The sequence below is a fragment of the Rhodoflexus sp. genome (assembly GCF_053489755.1).
In genome coordinates this window covers 43,638-61,698 of the sequence record NZ_JBRCHD010000014.1, presented here as the reverse complement: position 1 = coordinate 61,698, position 18,061 = coordinate 43,638, and the positions used below count along the sequence as shown (strand labels likewise).

Below are 18,061 nucleotides of genomic sequence, written 5' to 3'. Positions count from 1 at the left end.
TATGCGCACCACTCTATTTGTTATTTTTTCCCTGTTGGCGGTGGTTGCAGGCTGCCGTTCGGAAACCGCAGAGCGGCAGCAGGCTGCTAATCGTCTGGCTGCTGACGACACCCTGCGGCTGATTACCACGCTGCAAGACCGCCGCGCTACCGATTCGCTCATTGAGCTGCAGCAAAGCAATGCGCCGCAGCATCGGGAGGCGGTTGCGCTGGCGCTGGCTTCGGTACAGGACACAGCGGCGCTCACTGCGCTGTACTATTTGCTGAACGACAAGGAGCCGGGTGTCCGCAAAATGGCAGCGTATGCCATCGGGCAAACGGGCAGCGCTGCATCGGCTTCTCAACTGATTTATGCGATTAATAAGGACAAAGCGGCGGAAGTTACGGCGGCAGCGCTGGAAGCCTTGGGCAAATGCGCCGACTCTACCGCCTTGCAGGCACTGGCAGCCTTTCGCTACGAAGCTCCCGAACAGGCGGCGCAGCGCTACGGGCAAATGCTGGGGCTGTATCGCGCCCTTTCATGGAAGCGTTTGCGGCTGCCCGCAGGCGACAGCAAGGCTGTAGGCTATTTAGAAGCAACTTTCCCCGATTCGCTGCGCATCATGGCGGCCAATTATTTTGCCCGCAATCCCGACAAGGATTACGAAGCTATTACGCGCCCGCTGCTGGCAGCGCTCAACGACGCGCATCCGCATGTGCGGTTGAACATCGCACTGGCATTGAGTAACTCATCGGCGGCGGAGGTACAGCAAAAACTGCTGCAACTGATTCAAAACGATGCGTCCTACGAAGTGCGCGTAGCGGCTTTGCGTGCGCTTGGAGCAGCCAAAAGCCCAATGCAGTTAGAGCCTGTCAAAGAAATTATCGGGCGGGCGCTTTGCGATGCACAGCCCAATGTTGCCGTTACGGCCGCCGAAGTGGTGCGCAGTAAAGCCGACCAAGTGAATATCAAATACTTCTACAGCATCATAGACAGCGTTCGCGACAGCCGTGCGCGGGCATTAGTAATGGGTACGGTGATGAAATTCCACCCCAGCGGAGGGCAGTCGTTCATCGTGGATTTAATCAAAAAAAGCAGCGACCCTTACGAACAGGGATTTTTGCTCAAAGCGCTGGCAGAGCATCCTAAAAATGCAGATTTGCTGACAGGCTACCTCGCGAACAATAACCATGCTTTTGTGCGCACCTCAGCGCTGGAAGGCTTGCTGCAAATCCAGAGTCGTCCCGACTTTGCCACGCTGCCCGAAAAGGATTTTGTGCGGCAGCAAATCACCGAAACGCTGCAAAGTAAAGACGCGGCGCTGATTGCATTGGCAGCAGGTGCGATTGCAGAACCTGCCAACGGCTATGCGCAATACCTCAAAGGAGATACCACGCGCTTGCATCAGGCAAAACAGGGCTTGCCGCTGCCCCGCGACATAGAAACGCTCATTGAAATAGAAAAAGCGATTGCCCACTTAGCAGGCAGACCTGCGCCTGCGCCGCCTCAAATCAAACACCAGCGCCCGATTGACTGGCAAACGCTGGCAACCATTCCACAGGGGCAGGAGGTACTCATCCGAACCACAAAGGGCGACATCGTGTTCCGGCTGTTTCCTGAACACGCTCCCAGCTCGGTGGTGAGCTTTGTCAAATTGGTGAAACAGGGCTATTACAACGGCAAAACCTTCCACCGCGTAGTGCCTGATTTTGTGGTGCAGGGTGGCTGTCCGCGTGGCGATGGCTACGGCGGTATGGACTACACGCTCCGCTCGGAATTTGCGCCGCTCAGCTACAAGGCGGGGATGGTCGGGCTGGCTTCTGCAGGCAAAGACACCGAAAGTTGCCAATGGTTTATTTCGCACATTCCTACGCCGCACTTAGACGGGCGCTACACCATCTTTGCCGAAGTCAAATCGGGAATGGAAGTAGTGCACAAACTGGCAGTCGGAGACAAGATTACAGAGGCGGTATTGAGGTAGAATAGCAATTTTAGCACTTGTTCTGTTATATCAATAAACAAACCATGAAAATCCCTTCCTTTACCAGTCGCCTAAGAAACAATATAGTAGTTGTGCCCGAGGCGATAGCTGCCTGTTCCGGCATCAAAGTTTTCGGGCAGGTGCTCAAATCATTTCTTTTTTGTACAGACGTTGCCATTATCAGAAACACAAACGCTAACGCCATAATTGCGGTGTATCCTTTTACACCCCAGCCGATTATTTCACATGCGCTCATACTGGCAGCGGATAAGCCGATTTTCTGCGGTGTTGGCGGGGGCATTACAAGCGGCGATCGGGCGATTGATCTTGCCATAGATGCTGAGTTTCAGGGTGCGCTGGGTGTTATACTTAATAAACCTACCCCCAACGACCTGATTAAGCGATTAAAGGATAAAATTGATATACCCGTTGTCGTTACGATAGTATCGGAAAAAGAGGACATTGAGGGGCGCATTGCTGCCGGCGTTGATATTCTGAATGTATCGGGTGCAGAGAAAACGCCCCAAATAGTCAAACGCATCCGCGACATCAGCAGCGATGTGGCTATTATTGCTACAGGGGGTAAAACCGATGAGGCGATCCACTTAGCTATTGAAAGCGGAGCTAATGCGATTTCATACACTCCCCCTACAACGGGCGAGCTATTCCGGAACATTATGCTTAAGTATCGCAATGAGTATAGTTAAAATCTTACAGTGCTCGACAGAACCCCGTTCCTGCTTTAAATATCCGCACTGTGCCACAAAAAGCCCCCTGACTTGTGTAACTTTGACGCAAATTACGGCGTAAGAACAACTGCTTGATACCTTTACCTGCTTTTCACATCGGCTTCTTAGAAATCAAATGGGCAGACATTTTTGATATTGCACTGGTCAGCGTATTGCTGTTCAGTGTCTATAAGCTCGTGAAAGGAACTGTTGCCCTGCGCGTTCTGCTCGGTTTGCTGATTTTGTACCTCCTGTTTCTGGTGGTGCAGGCTACGCAAATGGAAATCCTGACGCTAATTCTGGACAAGTTCATGAGCGTAGGGATTATCGCCGCGCTGATTATCTTCCAACAGGAAATCCGCAAGTTTTTGCTTATTTTGGGTAAATCCGCCGATATTCAGGGCTTGCAACTGCTTGCTATTTTCAGGCGGCGCGGACGCAACGACTACGACTTTGATATTCACGACCTGCTGGAAGCGATGAAAGTCATGGGCAGCACGCACACAGGCGCACTGATTGTACTTTCCCGCGACGATGAACTGGATACCTACTGCGAAACGGGGGATGTGATTGATGCCGCCATTTCCAAGCGGCTCATTCTTTCTATTTTCTTCAAAAACAGTCCCCTGCACGACGGCGCGATGATTATCGTCGGTGGGCGCATCAAGGCGGCGCGGTGCATCCTGCCTGTAACGGACAACCGCAATGTACCGCCGAACATGGGGCTGCGCCATCGCGCTGCTATCGGTATGAGCGAAGCGACTGATACGCTCGTATTGGTTGTTTCAGAGGAAACAGGACACGCTTCGGCGATTCGCAGCGGGAAAATATATGCAGCGCTCAATCTGGTAGAACTGCGGCAGCAAATCCAACGCTACCTCTTCCCCAACGAAGGGGAAGAGGAGTAGCGCCTTTGCCTACTTATTTGACCAAAAAGGTCTTGCGATCTCTGCCCACACCTTTGATTATCAGTGATTTGATTTGCGTCGGCAGCTTGGTTTTTAGTTGAATGATACCCTGATCTGTAATATCTAAGCCTCCAAATCCGTTGATGACAGCCTGCAACATGCCGCCCGCACCTGTGGCAAAATAAGGGTTACTTCCGCCGGCAGTTTCTGCTAATACGCCAAAGGGAGGAGCTTCGTTAGGGCGGAAACTTTCTATGAATTGCTCATAACCTTTTTGCGGGTCGCCCATGCGCGTGTTTAAAATGCTGAAAATAGCCTGTGCCATGGCAGGGCTGTCGCCTTTGCGACCCGGGATGTTATCGCCGAGTACTTTCCAGTAGTAGTCCAAGTCTTTGCGTATCGTTGCAGGGTCGGTGATTTGTTTGAGCGGATAAGCCAGCAGGTTAACATCTGCCTGTTTAATCGGCTCGCCGTTGTAGGTTGCGTGTTCGCGGGTAGTGCCGTCGGGGAATTTGAGAATTACCAGCCCGTCAGCTACTTCTTTCCATTTCGGATTTTCGGGCAGCCCCAGTGCGCGGGCCGCAGCATTGGCATAGCCCAAGACTTCTTTTGCCATACCGTTGGTAAAGGCGTTATCGTCCACATTTTCCGCCCATTCATCGGCACATACAACATTGATAATGTGATACTTGCCATCGCTGCCTTTTTCGGCGCGGCTTGCCCAGAAGTCTGCCACCTCTTTTAGCACAGGATAGCCACGTTCGCGCAGCCATACTTTGTCCTGCGTTACCTGATAATATTTCCAGAAAGCAAAACCCACGCAGCCTGTGATATGGTGTTGAAAGGGCCCTGTCAAAGCCCAAACAGGTGTGGCTTCCTGCCCTGTATCGTCCGATTCCCAAGGGAACATTGCTCCCTGATAGCCATGGTTGCGGGCGTTTTGCTTAGCTGCCTCCAATCGCTGGAAACGATACTCCAGCAGGGATTTAGCAATTTCAGGCTGCAAAATAAGCAGCGGGGGGTACATCCACAGTTCGGTATCCCAGAATACGTGCCCGTTGTAGCCCAAGCCGGAAAGTCCCATCGGAGAGAGACTGTACGCTGTGCCTTCGCGGGCAAAGCTGTACAAGTGGTACAACGCAGAGCGCACAGCACGTTGTACAAACAGTTCTGTATCTATCTCAATATCGCTTTGCCAGAGTTTTTCCCATGCCTCTGTATGGCGTTTGAGCAGGCGTTCGCGCTTTTCCAAAGCGGCAAAAATGGTAAGGCGTTCGGCTTCATTGTGCGGGTCGGCTATGTGTTCGGTAGAAATCACCGATCCGACAACAGAAAAGCGGTAGGTCTCCCCTGCTTTCAGTTTTTTGGTGAATTTGAGGCGGTGCATCCCGTAGTCCCACTCTTCGTGGATCAGCTGCGGCTCCTCGCCGCGATGCTCTTCAAACAGAAAGCTATTGCTTGCCGCTACGGTGTGCTTGCCTGTCGGGCTTTTGGCTACAGAAGTCATCAGCGGAATAAGCGCATGTGGGCGGTCTATTAGGTGGTAGCTATTTTTCACATCGCGCAGCACGTCCGGCGCTTGAATGACACTGTGAGCGGTAAACTCTATATCCTTTTTTGCCCGAACAGTTACTTCTATCAGCGCGGTATGGGGCAGATGGCGCAGCGCCATGAGGTTGTGCGTAACGCTTGCCTCATCAGCATAATCAAAGGTTGTGGTAAGGGTTGCCCGCTTCATATCCAGCGTTTGGGCGTAGTTGCTGATATTGGTGCGTCCCAGCCTTCTGCCGTTGATGTCCATGTCCATATTGGCAAACTCAAACACCTTCATGATGTTGCTTACGCGCCCGCGTCCGTAGGTATCAAATGCACCATTGAGTACTACTTCGCTCACTTTCAGTGGGTTAGGCGAGGATACAATACCAATCATGCCATTGGCTACGGTAACGCCAAAGTAGCGGTTCGGATCAATTTGCTGTGCCTGAATATGCCAAGGCGAGTCGGCTAAATTTTGTGCCTGTGCAAGCAATGATGCCCACAAAAGGCACAGCAAAACGGTTAGTTTTTTCATATAAGTCAAAGTTTGTGTGGTGGATCTGTGCATCCCGAAATTTTCGGGAGGCTCATTGAGATAATGATTGCGCTGTTTCTTATGCCTGCATAGAGCAATCTTTCATTCGCGCAGCCAGCCTTTGCGCCTGAACCAGAAGTAAATAAACGCCACTACACCAATCATAAATAGCCATGTCAGCCCATAGCCCCATTCCATCTCCAATTCGGGCATGTGTTTGAAATTCATACCATAAACACCTACGATGAAGGTTAGCGGCATGAAGAAAACCGAAAAGATAGTTAGGATGCGCATGACCTCATTGGTGCGATGCGAGGCTAATGACAAGTGAATGCTAAGCAGGTTATTTGCATCTTCGTAGAGTTGGTTTGCCTGATAGTGCAGCCGCGATGCGTTATCTACCACATCTTGCAGGTAAGGTGATTTATTGGCATAGGCAAGCCCTGTCTTGTTCAGAATCTCATTGAGCGACATGAGCATATTTTTCAGCACGGAGGCTCTGCGGCGCAGCAGATATAACTTGGCAATGATAGCCGTTGGAGAGTTATCGCTGAATATTAATGCTTCGTATCGGTCTAGTTCTTCGGCAGCGGCATTGAGCGGCGGCTCGAACGACTGTACGACCGAGGCATAAACATCCAGCAGGATCGAGAAATTGAGCGCTGTTTCGTTTTTGTGGTAAACGCGCCACTTGTTGCGGATAATTTTGAGGCTTTCGTGATCGTTGCGGTGGATAGATACCAAGAAATTATTGCCGATAAAAAAGGCAATTTTGTTCGTCATCTGACGCACCGTATCGGCTTCAATTGTGCAAGATTCGTCAAACATGCGTACAATGATAAAAGATACATCGCCGATTCGCTCATACTTGGGCAAATGTTCAGGCTCTAAGCAGTCCTGCACGGAAGTTGGGTGAAGATCGTACTGGACGGCTACCTGTGAAAGCTCCCGCAGCGTAGGATTTATCAGGTTTGTCCATTCAAAGCCTGTGGTCTTGCTTTTGAAAACTGACTCAATCATAGTATCGCAGTTAATATTGCGATGCACAAGCACCGGATGCAATTTAATGTAACAACGCGATATTAGAAGGTATTTGCCCGGTTGTTGCTCAAACACAGTTGTTGCTGATCTTTTGCTAATGGGAAAGACATGTAAAAAATAGTGCCTTGCGGTTTGTTATCTTCACACCAGACTGTTCCGTTGTGCATCTCTACCCATTGTTTGACGATAGAGAGTCCGAGTCCGGTCGAGCGTTCGCCCTCTGTGCCGTAGCGCTGAACTTGATTAGACCGCTCAAATAGGTGGCTTTTCAGATGGTCGGGAATGCCGATGCCTGTATCGGCAACTGCAACGAGCGCAAAGTCTTCTGCTTTTTCTACCGAAACAGTAATTTTCCCGCCCATGGGTGTAAACTTGATGGCGTTAACGATCAGATTTTCTAATGCACGTGCAATTTTATCGGCAACTGCATTGATACAGATGTCGTTGTTGGCGGGCTTTATTTGCAGCAACACACCTTTTTTAGCAGCGCGATAAATTTGCGGCACTGTTACCTGTTCTACCAGACCAAACAGATCAGTAGCCTGCCCCGATAGCTGTATGATGTGCTTTTGGGTACACAAATCCAGCAGATCGTTGATGATACTGATGGTGCGCTGTTGGCTGATTCGCATCATTTCGGCATATTCGAGCAACAACTTTCTATCCCCGCCATAATTGGACTTTTTTAACTCGGCAGTTGTAAGATCAATCAGTTGCAGCGTACTTGCTAAAGGGTTGCGCAGGTCGTGGCTGACCATCGCCAGTACCCGATCTTTTGCCGCAATGGTTTCCTGTAATTGCTGTTCAGTTTGCTTGGAGGTGGTGATGTCGTGCACAATTCCCCTGCTGTGGAAAAACAGCTTATTAGGCACGGGAACAGCTTCGATACAAGAAACGGCAATCCAGCGCTCGCCGTGCCGGGGGTGCAGGCGAAAGTTAAACAGGTATTTACCACCCTCTCGTGTGCCTCGGACTAAATTTTGGATAACGAAGTCAAAATCTTCGGGATGTACATGTTCTGCAATCAGCGCTTTATTTACTTTAGCGCCCCGCGGAATGTGCAGAATGTCGTAGGTTTCTTTGCTCCAGCGGGTTTGCCCGTCGGAGGTAAATTCCCAAAAGCCCACCTTAGCAAGTTGCTGAGCGATGCGCAGTTCCTGTCCTTGCTGGATGAGTTCGCGCTGTATTTGCCGATCGGCATCTATTCTGGCAATCAACTTCTCATATACCCGATTATTCATGTTGATCAATAGCCACCCCAAATAGGTGAGGATGGCAAAGTGAACCAACATAGAAATATTTGCAAAATACCGGACTTCCTCCGCCGAGCGCGATACAGGGGCTATTTGTGGAATATCAACAAAGAGAATCCCCGCCAGTATCAGCAGTGGAAATGCTATACTTAAACCAATTTCCAAAGGACGGTTTCGCGGCGTAATCGCAAATCCAATCAGCGGAATCAAGAGCAGGATATGTTGAGTATTGAGTTGATGTCCCTCCCGATAGGAAATATAACCATTGAAAAGAGATGAAAATATAATACAGACAGGGCGGGCGATGTGGTCGTAGCCTTTCTTATTTAAAAAAATCAGCCCCCAAAACAGAAATACCAACAGCAAAATAACCATGACCCGCTCGGAAGCGTTTGTTTCAAAGCCGATCAACGGGAGAGATAAAATAGCCAGCGAGGAGATATGAAACAGGATTCGATTAAAAACCCTGATTTGATACACCTCGTATCGGCTGCGATTGCCCTTAGGAACATCATCCAAAAACAGTTGCAGACGACACAATAGATTGTTACGGCGGCTAATTTTCATTGGCGTAGGTACTGTTTGTTGAGTAACGTAAAATAAATTAGTATATTATCAACCGATGAGCAAGAATACTGCATCAAAAAGATAAATGCCGACCATATAAACGAATGACAGACGCAATACAAAGCAAATTACCCCGCGTAGGCACGACTATTTTTACTGTTATGTCGGGGCTGGCAGCCGAATACGGCGCGATTAATCTTTCACAGGGCTTCCCTGATTTTGGCAGCGACGAGGCGCTGTCAGATCTGGTTTATGCTTACATGAAAAAAGGAATGAATCAGTATGCACCTATGCCTGGTATTATGCCGCTGCGCGAGCGGATTGCCGAAAAAACGGAGGCACTCTATGGCTACCAGCTTAATCCTGAAACTGAAATAACGGTTACTTCGGGAGCAACCGAGGCGCTTTACGCTGCCATTGCCGCCGTTGTCCGGCAGGGCGACGAGGTGATTGTGCTGGAGCCTTGCTACGACAGCTACATTCCTGCCATAGAATTGAACGGTGGAACGGTCGTTCCTGTAGCGCTCCCCGCACCCGACTTTCATTTGGACAGGGCGGCGCTGGCGGCGGCAATTTCGCCGCGCACACGCGCAATCATTATCAATACGCCGCACAATCCTACGGGCGCGGTCATGAGTGCAGACGATATGCAGTGGCTGGAAAACCTGCTGGCAGATATGGATATTTTCCTCATCAGCGACGAGGTTTACGAGCACATTATCTTTTCAGGCAGCCACGAAAGCGCTTTGAAATATCCGCGCCTTGCCGAGCGCAGTTTTGTGATTTCGTCCTTCGGAAAAACATTTCATGTAACAGGCTGGAAGGTAGGCTATGCCGTAGCGCCTGCCCCGCTGATGCGCGAGTTTAGGAAAGTCCACCAATTCCTGACTTTCAGCACGGCAACTCCACTGCAATACGCCATCGCCGACTATTTGCAGCAACCCGAAAAGTACCTCAGTGTTTCGGAGATGTATGTTCAAAAGCGCGACCGCTTCTGCAAATTGATGCGGGAGACGCGCTTCCGTTTTACGCCTGCGGAGGGCACTTACTTCCAACTGGCCGACTACTCGGCAATTACCGACGAAGCCGATACTGATTTTGCTGTGCGGCTCACCAAAGAAATTGGCGTGGCAACAGTCCCCGTTTCGGTATTCTACCAACAGCCCAAGCAGGAGCAACTGCTGCGCTTCTGCTTTGCCAAAACCGATGAAACATTAGAGCGAGCAGCCGAACGCTTGGTTAAATTATAGTTAACAGCGCTTTCATTGAGCGCATTATTTCTGCATCGTCCGTAGCAAGGTGTATAATATTTTCACCATTGCCAAAGAATATACCGCATAAAGTTGACCAAACGAACTTGGTAACATCTTCTTCGGCAGAGGTAAAATTGCTACTGCTTGCAACTTATCTACACCAACCTCCAACAGCTACACTATTGCACGCAGTCGCTGCCGTTCCAGCGTGGACGGTCAGAAGGACAGGGCTGCGGGAAATCGTACAGCCAACGCCGCGCGCGCGGCGTTCCCGGATTAGTGATTAGGGCAAACTGCAATCTGTTGACTTTTTGTTTATTAGAGTCAAAGCCAATAAATTGTCCGTGTACAGTAGAAGCAGGGTTTGTCTCGCCGGGCAGTAACGTCCCAATCACGGTTTCGTTACCTTCTATCTGCTGCTGATCAATCGTCAGTTCAACACCATTGCTGCCAACTCGCCCGAATTTGACTGTGTAGCTGATAGTGCGTGGTTGTCCCAGTTGCAGAAACGTTTCTTCAAAAATCACCTGATTGTTGACAGGCGCTTTGCGGACAACGACCTGTGTATAGCGTGAAAAATCCTGATCAGTAGTAGTTTTAAACCCTATGAAAGGGCCGTTATCTGCCATAATCTGCGCAAAGTCGGGCGGTGGTAATTCGATAATGTTCTCTTTACAGCCATTGCTAAAAAGGCTTGCTACAGCTAATCCGACAATAGCAAAAAACTTTCTTGTAGTCATTCTGGTCAAATATTTTGTGGTACAAATTTACAAAGTAAAGCTCGTGTTCGAAGAATTTTCAGTAGCTACTGTAACATAGTGCAGTTTTCTCAAGGCTTCTTCAAAGGCGGGCCATTCGGTCAGCCTTACCTGAAAAGCGAGTTGCTGCTGCTGTGGATCGTTCATATTTTCGATAAACATAGGTTGTTGCCTGTGTTTTTTAGCAATCATCATCACATCATTCAAATGCGCAAAAGGCACTTTCACGCTTAATAATGCGGTAAGGTAACAAGTTTGCAACTTGGCTTTATCTAAAACGCCTGCAGCAGCGGTTTTATATGCCTGCACCAGTCCTGCCACTCCCAATTTCGTGCCACCATAGTAACGCACCACTACTACCAGTACATTTTTAACACCCTTTGCTCGGATTTGATTCTGGATCGGCAGACCTGCCGTACCCGAAGGTTCGCCGTCATCACTCTGACGAGTAACAGCCTGCGGATGGCCCACCGTATAAGCATAGCAATGGTGCGTAGCATCGTAATATTTTTTGCGCAGTTCTGTTAATTGCTGTTTGGCTTGCTCTTCGGTTTGGACAGGCAGCGCAAAGGCAAGAAACTTACTGCCTTTTTCTTTGAACTGAAATTCAGTGGCCTGTTGCAAAACGTAGTACGTATCGTTCATGGTTTGGGTTGCAGGTAGGATGCGTTCCACAGGTAGGTGCTTTCAGGGCGTAATTTATCGGCGGAAAAGAAGTCGTACACACCTTCAAATAGCTTTTGCGAGGGATTGACGCTGTTTTCAGTGATTCGGATTTGCCCCGGCTTGAACTCAAAGAATAGCTTATTGGTATCTATGTTGCCCGAAAGTTCGGTAGAAACAAAAAATTTTTCTTTGTAAGGTCTGGCCTTGCCGCTGATATAGCGCGTTTGTCGGTTGCGCTTGGAAATGATTTGAAAAGCAATCTTTCCGTCTTTCAGCATCGCCACTTCCAGAATATTTCCCGCGCAGTAGTACAATCCTTCGCGCGGTTTGCCCGTACAGCCAAATATCGCCGTCATCAGCCACAGACAAGCCAACCGCCGCAAAATAGTTAATTTCATAAGCAAAAATACGCCAAAACAGCCGTAAATTGTTCGCTTCAAACTTTACTGGTCATAATCGGTTTTCGTAGCGTAGCTTTGTAATCAATTTATCAGCTGTGCGCATGAAAGCGGTCGTTATTGGTTCAGGAATTGCCGGCATTGGCGCGGCTATTCGCCTGCAATGTATGGGGTTTGAAACAGCAGTGTACGAAGCCAACCCCTACACAGGCGGCAAACTATCGGAAATTATGCAAGATGGTTATCGCTTTGACGCGGGGCCTTCGCTGTTCACGCTGCCTGAAATGGTGAACGAACTGTTCCGGCTGGCAGGCGAAAATCCCGGTGAACATTTTCCATACATCCAATTAGACACCATTACGCATTACTTTTTTGCGGACGGCACATGTCTGAAAGCCTATGCGGATCCACAACGGTACGCGGCGGAACTTGCCGACAAACTGGGCGCTGACGCACAAAAGGTAATGCGTTTTTTGGAAGGCAGCCGCGAAAAGTACGAACTCACCGCCGATATTTTCCTGAAAAGCACCCTGCATCGTTTGAGCGCGTTCACGCGCCCCCCTACCCTTGGGAAAGTGGCAAAAGCCATCGCGCAAATCGGCAAATTGGACTTGTTCCGCACCATGAACGAGGCAAATGAGGCGTTGTTGGAACATCCAAAATTAGTGCAATTGTTCAACCGCTATGCAACCTACAACGGTTCTAATCCTTACCAAACGCCTGCCACACTAAATATCATTCCGCATTTGGAACACGGTATTGGCGCGTTTTTTCCCAAAGGCGGTATGCACGAAATCAGCCAGAGTCTTGTCAGGCTGGCGCAGCGCAAGGGTGTGCAGTTCCACACAGAAAGCCCTGTCAGTCAGATTATTACCCAAAAAAAAGGCGGTAAAAAGTCGGCTGTGGGAATTGTGGTTAAGGGTCGGGAAGTTCGGGCAGATATTGTCGTGTGTAATATGGACGTTACCAATGCCTACCGAAAACTCTTGCCGCATGAAAAAGCGCCCGATAAAATCCTCAATCAGCCAAAGTCCAGCTCGGCGCTGATTTTTTATTGGGGAATTGCCCGAAGTTTTCCGCAATTAGACCTGCACAATATCTTTTTCAGCGCAGATTATCGCCAAGAGTTTGCAAGTATTTTTGATAAAAAAAACATTAGCGATGACCCAACGGTTTATGTCAATATCACCAGCAAATACAAACCCGACGATGCGCCCGAAGGCTGTGAAAATTGGTTTGTGATGATTAACGTACCCAATAACAGCGGTCAGGACTGGGACGCGCTCATTGCCAAAGCGCGCCGCGACATTATCGCCAAACTTAGCCGCATGTTGCAAACCGACATTGCCCCGCTGATTGCTACGGAAGCGATTTTAGACCCGCGCAGCATTGAGTCGCGCACTTCTTCGGCAATGGGCGCGCTTTATGGCAACAGCAGCAACAACCGCTACGCGGCATTTTTGCGACACGCCAATTTTTCCAACAAAATCAGCAACTTGTATTTCTGCGGCGGCAGCGTACATCCGGGCGGCGGCATTCCGCTGAGCCTTTGCTCTGCCAAGATTGTCGGCGATTTGGTAGCCGAAGACTTTGGCGCGAAATTGTAGGCATAGTTGTAGCATACGCTTTAGCGTGTGAAAATCTCATGTATAACACACCCTGAAGGGCGTGCTATAATGTAACATACGCTTTAGCGTGTGCAATACTCAAACAGAAAAATATATGAAACACCTACTCCTGCTTATGGGCTTTTGGATGGCAATTTTAACGGCTGCCTTTGCTTGGCCCGTACTGAAAATGGAAGACCTGAACTATCAGCCGGACATCCGCACGGTACAACTCTACCCGATGGCAGGCAACCCGATGCAAAGTCAGTTGCTGCCGCCTGTAGTACCCAAAGGCGGTCAACTCATCCTGACCTTTGACAAACTGACCAACGAAATAGAGCGGCTTGCCGTGAAAATCATCAATTGCAATGCGGACTGGACAATTTCGCAGCTTAGCCCCGTAGAATATCTTGCGGGCTACAACGAGTTCTTTATTACCGACCGACAGTTGTCGTTCAATACCAAAGTCAATTTTGTACATTATCGCTTTGAAGTGCCGCGCGTGCAGGTTTCGGGCAATTATGTGCTGGTTGTCTATGAAGAGGGCAACGAGCGCAACTTGTTTCTCTCGCGTCGGTTCATGGTTTATGAATCGCAGGCAGGCATCAGCGCTTCGGTGAAAAATCCTGTGGGAGTAGAGGAGGCATTCCGCAACCAGCAGGTGGACTTCAGCATCAGCTACGGCGCTTTGCAGGTAGGCAATCCGCAGCAGCAAATCCGCGTGATGCTCCGCCAAAATTTCCGCTGGGACAATATGATGCGCGACTGGCAGCCTTCCTTTGTGCGTGCGCACGAGCGTGTGTTGCAATACGACAACTTCTTGCCGGAACGCCACTTCAAAGGGGGCAACGAGTTCCGCATGTTCAACATAACCAACATGAACACGCGTCTGCTCAACGTAGGGCAGATCAATTTGCGCCCGCACCTGAACGAAGTGTTTATCATGCCTGACGAGAACCGCAACGGATGGGTTTACAACCGCATGTTCCCCGACCAAAACGGGCGGTTTATGATTGGCACCGTGCAGGGCAGCCGCGACCCGGGCACAGAGGCAGACTACGCCGAAGTAGTGTTTACCTTCAAAAGTCATGAACTGCCTGAAGGCAAAGTTTTTGTCAGCGGAGGCTTCTCCGACTGGCGCTTAGATGAGGCTTTTGAAATGAAATATTACCCGACGCAGCAAGTCTATCAAGGCGTTGTTTTGCTCAAACAAGGCATCTACGATTATCAATATTCGCTCCTACGCAAAGACGGCAAGCGCGACGATGTGTTTCTGGAAGGCAGTCATGGACAAACGCAGAACAACTACGAAATTTTTGTTTATTTCCGTCCTTTTGGCGCGCGAACGGACTTTCTGGTAGGCTATAAAATGTTGTAATAAACCTCGAGATCGCTGTCAAAGCAAAGAGGCTGTCCAAAAAGACTGAATATAGCACGGACTTCAGTCTGTAGCTATTTGATTAGCAAGTGATTAATAAATCACACACCAAAGTCTGTGTTACTTTTTAGACAGGCTCTTCATTTTTTCCGGTAGCAAGTGCTTAAACGTGTAAAGCGCGGTTTTCGGTCGCTGCTAAGCAGGCTTCCTTCATGGCTTCGCTGAAAGTTGGGTGCGCATGGCTCATACGGGCAATATCTTCTGCCGAAGCGCGATATTCCATAGCTACCACAGCTTCCATAATCATATCTGCTGCGCGCGCACCGATGATGTGTACGCCGAGAATCTCATCTGTTTGTGCATCGGCAAGTACTTTTACTAATCCGTCGGTATCCATGCTGGCGCGCGCACGCCCCAATGCTTTGAATGGAAACGAACCTGTTTTGTATTTTCTGCCTGCCGCTTTCAGTTCTTCTTCGGTATGCCCTACACCGGCTACTTCCGGCCACGTGTAAACTACACTCGGAATGAGCAGATAATTGATGTGTGGTTTTTGTCCTGCGATCAGTTCGGCTACGAGTACGCCTTCCTCTTCGGCTTTGTGGGCCAGCATTTGCCCGCGCACCACATCACCAATGGCATAGATGCCTTTTACATTGGTTTCCAGATGCTCGTCAACAGCTACTCTACCACGATTGTCTAAGTTTACACCTACTTTCTCCAAACCCAGCCCGTCGGTATAAGGGCGGCGACCTGTGGAAAGCAGACAATAGTCTCCACGGAAAGTAACTGTTTCGCCTTTGTCATTTTCGGCAGTCAGCACTACCTCGTCGCCTTCTACTTGTCCGCCTGTTACTTTGTGTTTAAAATAGAAAGTAAAGCCAAGTTTGGCAAGTACTTTCTGTAATTCTTTGCCCATCGTCCGATCCATCGAAGGAATCAGCGAGTCGGTATATTCTACTACGGTTACTTTCGCACCCATGCGGCCGTAAATAGAGCCGATTTCCATACCGATAACACCACCGCCAATAATGATGAGGTGCTTAGGAATTTCTTTCATTTCCAGCGCTTCGGTAGAGGTGATGAAGCGCTTTTTGTCGAAAGGAATGCCCGGCAGCACGATCGGCTTAGAGCCTGTCGCAATGATTACTTTATCGGTTTCCAGTATCTTCACCGAGCCATCGCCAGCCGTTACTTTTACTTGATTGCGGCTTTCAAATGAGCCAAAGCCGTAGTAAACATCAATTTTGTTCTTCTTCATAAGAAACGCTACGCCTTCGCAGGTTTTGCTGACGACGTCGCGCTTGCGCTGAATCATTTGCTCCAGATTGACCTTCAGATCGCTCAGTTCGATGCCGTGCGTTTTGAAGTTATGTACAGCATTATGGAAATGCTCCGAAGAGTCGAGCAGCGCCTTAGAAGGGATACAACCCACATTGAGGCAAGTTCCGCCCAGCGTATTATATTTTTCGATGATGGCAGTTTTTAGGCCGAGTTGGGCAGCGCGGATGGCAGCTACATATCCGCCCGGTCCGGAACCGATTATCGTCAGATCATACTTAGTGCTCATAGAAGTGAATGAATTGGTATCAATAATATGCTGCAAATTTACAGTAAAGGCTATTGTGTAGCCTTCAAAAATTGCATCACGTTTTTTATTTTTTCTGCGTCCAGCGGTTTGATGATAAAGTCAATGACTGAGGCATACTTCTTTGCTTCCTCGTGATCAGATTTGCGCAAAGAGGAGGAAAGCATACAAACAGGTGGTTTATAGTCAAGTTGCTCGAAGGCTGCTAGGAATTGCCAGCCGTTCATTTCGGGCATTACTACATCCAGCAAAATGAGTGCAGGCTGTTCTTTGGTTGTTTTGAGAAATTGCAGTGCATCTTCTGCCTTCAAAAAGGTATGTATGATGATGCCCGGATAGCTGCGTTGCAGCAGGGTTTTGCTCACCATATTGACAATCGGATCATCGTCAATCAGCATGATAGACGGTGGACGAGCAGTATTGTTAATAACAGGGACGGATTTAGTAACAGGGACGGATGACATGATAATTTCAGCGGATTGATTGATTTGTAAAGGCTCCAGCGATCGGTTCATTTCACTGACAACATAATTAAGCTCTTCAGAGGCGCTTCGCAATCGTCTGATCAGGTCTTCGGTATCTTCCCTGCTCATATTGAGATCCATTTCAAACACATTGATCAGCCCCAGAATACTTGCCAGAGGCGCTCTGAGCCGGTGCGCCGTCAGGAAGGCAAACTCCTTGATCTGTTCATTCTGGATGAGCAGTTTCTCTTCGTTGTGTTTACGTTCGCTAATATTGATGCCATTGACGATAACCCCGATAGTAACCCCCATGCGGTCTATGACAGGAGTGTAACTAAAGCGATACCAACTCTTGTGTTTATCAAATTTTACTTCCTTAGTAACAATCTGACCTTTAAGTGCTAGTTGGAAATCTTGCTCGAAAGATGTCTCATCTGCCCAGAAATGCAGGGTACGAATATCAAGCCCCGGCAGCAACCTTTTTTGCACCTGCTTTAGAAATACGTCTACGGCTTCTTTATTGAACGATATGATGCGGTAGTCTGTACCGATAAATATGTTGATGTCCGACGAGCTGGCAAATACTGCTTGCAACTGACTTTCGGATTGCCGCAGCCGCTCTTGTTGCAACCGCATAAGATCCTGTATCTTTTTTTGCTGGCTGGTGTCTCTCATCTGGACGTGTATGCCAAGCACATTGCCTGCCTCATCTATGGTAGGTATCAGATGAAACGCAATCCAATGCTCTCTACCTGCTGCATCCAGTAGTTCCTTTTCTGTTACAACAACTGTTTTATTTTGCAAAGCATCCCAGATCAACGCAGCAATTTCTCCAAAAGGCGACTGCACCAGTCGTGCAAGTACGTCAGTAGTATTGATGCTAAGATCCAGATCGAAGCGTTTGAGCAATGCAATCGCTTTTTTGTTAATTGCCAGTAGTTTGCTTTCGGCAGAAATGAATAGGTTAGCATAGGGATGATTGTCGAAGAGCGAACGGAAAATGGTTTCCGATCTGGAAAGTTCGCGGTACTGTTCGCCAACAGTCAGCAATTGCTGCGGCAATTCCTCTAAGGGATAGTAGGAAATACAAACACGAGCCGCTGCGATGTCTATCGGAATGCATCGCCCTTTGAGTTTGACAACAGCGCCCGTGCTGTCGGTAACGTTGATACTAAAACCTGTAGCAATGCCGGACAGCGCTTGTTGAAAGCCGATAATCAACCTGTCCCGTTCTGCCTCCGTAGGAATATAGCGCAAAAAAGATGCGCCTTCCGTCATTTCCAGCGCAAAAAGCCGATGCATGGTCTCACTCGCGGATTGATTAAACGCTACAATCCGCATTTGGTCGTCAAGTAGGACGTTTCCTAAAAGCGGGCTGTGGAAAAGCGCATGAAATCCGTCGGTGGTGGGTAGCATTGTGA

Annotated in this window: 14 protein-coding genes; 6 read left to right on the top strand and 8 right to left on the bottom strand. The window is 48.9% G+C overall.

The features are described 5' to 3' along the window. Window position 1: 1 nt before the first annotated feature. From ACWIP2_RS03060 to cdaA, 3 genes are all read left to right on the top strand, one after another. Complete coding sequence (locus tag ACWIP2_RS03060; RefSeq protein ID WP_448518431.1) at window positions 2–1,960, top strand: peptidylprolyl isomerase; 1,959 nt, start codon at window positions 2–4, stop codon at window positions 1,958–1,960. Between the two features lie 44 nt (window positions 1,961–2,004). Further along, window positions 2,005–2,667 (top strand): hypothetical protein, encoded by a 663-nt coding sequence (locus tag ACWIP2_RS03055; protein WP_448518430.1) that lies wholly within the window; start codon window positions 2,005–2,007, stop codon window positions 2,665–2,667. A 113-nt stretch (window positions 2,668–2,780) separates the two neighbouring features. After that, window positions 2,781–3,596, top strand: a complete 816-nt coding sequence (gene cdaA, locus ACWIP2_RS03050; protein ID WP_448518429.1) for a diadenylate cyclase CdaA — start codon at window positions 2,781–2,783, stop codon at window positions 3,594–3,596. A gap of 13 nt (window positions 3,597–3,609) precedes the next feature. Here cdaA and ACWIP2_RS03045 read toward each other — a convergent pair whose 3' ends face one another. The 3 genes from ACWIP2_RS03045 to ACWIP2_RS03035 form a co-directional block, all read right to left on the bottom strand. After that, window positions 3,610–5,667 (bottom strand): glycosyl hydrolase family 95 catalytic domain-containing protein, encoded by a 2,058-nt coding sequence (locus ACWIP2_RS03045; protein ID WP_448518428.1) that lies wholly within the window; start codon window positions 5,665–5,667, stop codon window positions 3,610–3,612. Between the two features lie 102 nt (window positions 5,668–5,769). Continuing rightward, window positions 5,770–6,687 carry a magnesium transporter CorA family protein gene (locus tag ACWIP2_RS03040; RefSeq protein WP_448518427.1) on the bottom strand — a complete coding sequence of 306 codons (918 nt, stop codon included), beginning with the start codon at window positions 6,685–6,687 and terminating at the stop codon, window positions 5,770–5,772. A gap of 62 nt (window positions 6,688–6,749) precedes the next feature. Next, window positions 6,750–8,528 carry an ATP-binding protein gene (locus ACWIP2_RS03035; RefSeq protein ID WP_448518426.1) on the bottom strand — a complete coding sequence of 593 codons (1,779 nt, stop codon included), beginning with the start codon at window positions 8,526–8,528 and terminating at the stop codon, window positions 6,750–6,752. 104 nt (window positions 8,529–8,632) lie between these two features. Between ACWIP2_RS03035 and ACWIP2_RS03030 the strand changes: the two genes are divergently transcribed. Beyond that, on the top strand, window positions 8,633–9,778 hold the full coding sequence (locus ACWIP2_RS03030; protein WP_448518425.1) for a methionine aminotransferase: 1,146 nt from the start codon (window positions 8,633–8,635) through the stop codon (window positions 9,776–9,778). A 182-nt stretch (window positions 9,779–9,960) separates the two neighbouring features. Here ACWIP2_RS03030 and ACWIP2_RS03025 read toward each other — a convergent pair whose 3' ends face one another. Genes ACWIP2_RS03025 through ACWIP2_RS03015 form a run of 3 tightly spaced genes read right to left on the bottom strand, consistent with a single transcriptional unit; the run spans window position 9,961 to window position 11,603 of the window. Further along, window positions 9,961–10,521, bottom strand: coding sequence for a hypothetical protein (locus ACWIP2_RS03025; RefSeq protein WP_448518424.1), 561 nt, complete (start codon window positions 10,519–10,521; stop codon window positions 9,961–9,963). Window positions 10,522–10,548: 27 nt separating this feature from the next. After that, window positions 10,549–11,214, bottom strand: coding sequence for an IMPACT family protein (locus tag ACWIP2_RS03020; RefSeq protein ID WP_448518423.1), 666 nt, complete (start codon window positions 11,212–11,214; stop codon window positions 10,549–10,551). Continuing rightward, on the bottom strand, window positions 11,181–11,603 hold the full coding sequence (locus ACWIP2_RS03015; RefSeq protein WP_448518422.1) for a hypothetical protein: 423 nt from the start codon (window positions 11,601–11,603) through the stop codon (window positions 11,181–11,183). Before ACWIP2_RS03015 ends, ACWIP2_RS03020 begins: the two co-directional genes overlap by 34 nt. Window positions 11,604–11,707: 104 nt before the next feature. On the opposite strand from ACWIP2_RS03015, the gene crtD reads away from it, so the two are divergent. Further along, on the top strand, window positions 11,708–13,210 hold the full coding sequence (crtD, locus tag ACWIP2_RS03010) for a 1-hydroxycarotenoid 3,4-desaturase CrtD (RefSeq protein ID WP_448518421.1): 1,503 nt from the start codon (window positions 11,708–11,710) through the stop codon (window positions 13,208–13,210). Between the two features lie 115 nt (window positions 13,211–13,325). Further along, window positions 13,326–14,588 (top strand): type IX secretion system plug protein, encoded by a 1,263-nt coding sequence (locus ACWIP2_RS03005; protein ID WP_448518420.1) that lies wholly within the window; start codon window positions 13,326–13,328, stop codon window positions 14,586–14,588. Window positions 14,589–14,751: 163 nt separating this feature from the next. Here the strand turns inward: ACWIP2_RS03005 and lpdA are convergent, their stop codons facing one another. Together lpdA and ACWIP2_RS02995 are read right to left on the bottom strand one after the other, a co-directional pair. Further along, window positions 14,752–16,158 carry a dihydrolipoyl dehydrogenase gene (gene lpdA / locus ACWIP2_RS03000; protein WP_448518419.1) on the bottom strand — a complete coding sequence of 469 codons (1,407 nt, stop codon included), beginning with the start codon at window positions 16,156–16,158 and terminating at the stop codon, window positions 14,752–14,754. Window positions 16,159–16,208: 50 nt separating this feature from the next. Continuing rightward, window positions 16,209–18,056 carry a response regulator gene (locus ACWIP2_RS02995; RefSeq protein ID WP_448518418.1) on the bottom strand — a complete coding sequence of 616 codons (1,848 nt, stop codon included), beginning with the start codon at window positions 18,054–18,056 and terminating at the stop codon, window positions 16,209–16,211. Window positions 18,057–18,061: the final 5 nt, after the last annotated feature.

Excerpts from the sequence above, each read along its gene's own strand:
- lpdA (WP_448518419.1), bottom strand. The coding sequence starts at position 16,158 with ATGAGCACTAAGTATGATCTGACGATAATCGGTTCCGGACCGGGCGGA.
- crtD (WP_448518421.1), top strand. The coding sequence starts at position 11,708 with ATGAAAGCGGTCGTTATTGGTTCAGGAATTGCCGGCATTGGCGCGGCT.
- ACWIP2_RS03030 (WP_448518425.1), top strand. The coding sequence starts at position 8,633 with ATGACAGACGCAATACAAAGCAAATTACCCCGCGTAGGCACGACTATT.
- ACWIP2_RS03015 (WP_448518422.1), bottom strand. The coding sequence starts at position 11,603 with ATGAAATTAACTATTTTGCGGCGGTTGGCTTGTCTGTGGCTGATGACG.
- ACWIP2_RS03025 (WP_448518424.1), bottom strand. The coding sequence starts at position 10,521 with ATGACTACAAGAAAGTTTTTTGCTATTGTCGGATTAGCTGTAGCAAGC.
- ACWIP2_RS03060 (WP_448518431.1), top strand. The coding sequence starts at position 2 with ATGCGCACCACTCTATTTGTTATTTTTTCCCTGTTGGCGGTGGTTGCA.
- ACWIP2_RS03055 (WP_448518430.1), top strand. The coding sequence starts at position 2,005 with ATGAAAATCCCTTCCTTTACCAGTCGCCTAAGAAACAATATAGTAGTT.
- ACWIP2_RS03035 (WP_448518426.1), bottom strand. The coding sequence starts at position 8,528 with ATGAAAATTAGCCGCCGTAACAATCTATTGTGTCGTCTGCAACTGTTT.
- ACWIP2_RS03005 (WP_448518420.1), top strand. The coding sequence starts at position 13,326 with ATGAAACACCTACTCCTGCTTATGGGCTTTTGGATGGCAATTTTAACG.
- ACWIP2_RS02995 (WP_448518418.1), bottom strand. The coding sequence starts at position 18,056 with ATGCTACCCACCACCGACGGATTTCATGCGCTTTTCCACAGCCCGCTT.
- ACWIP2_RS03040 (WP_448518427.1), bottom strand. The coding sequence starts at position 6,687 with ATGATTGAGTCAGTTTTCAAAAGCAAGACCACAGGCTTTGAATGGACA.
- ACWIP2_RS03045 (WP_448518428.1), bottom strand. The coding sequence starts at position 5,667 with ATGAAAAAACTAACCGTTTTGCTGTGCCTTTTGTGGGCATCATTGCTT.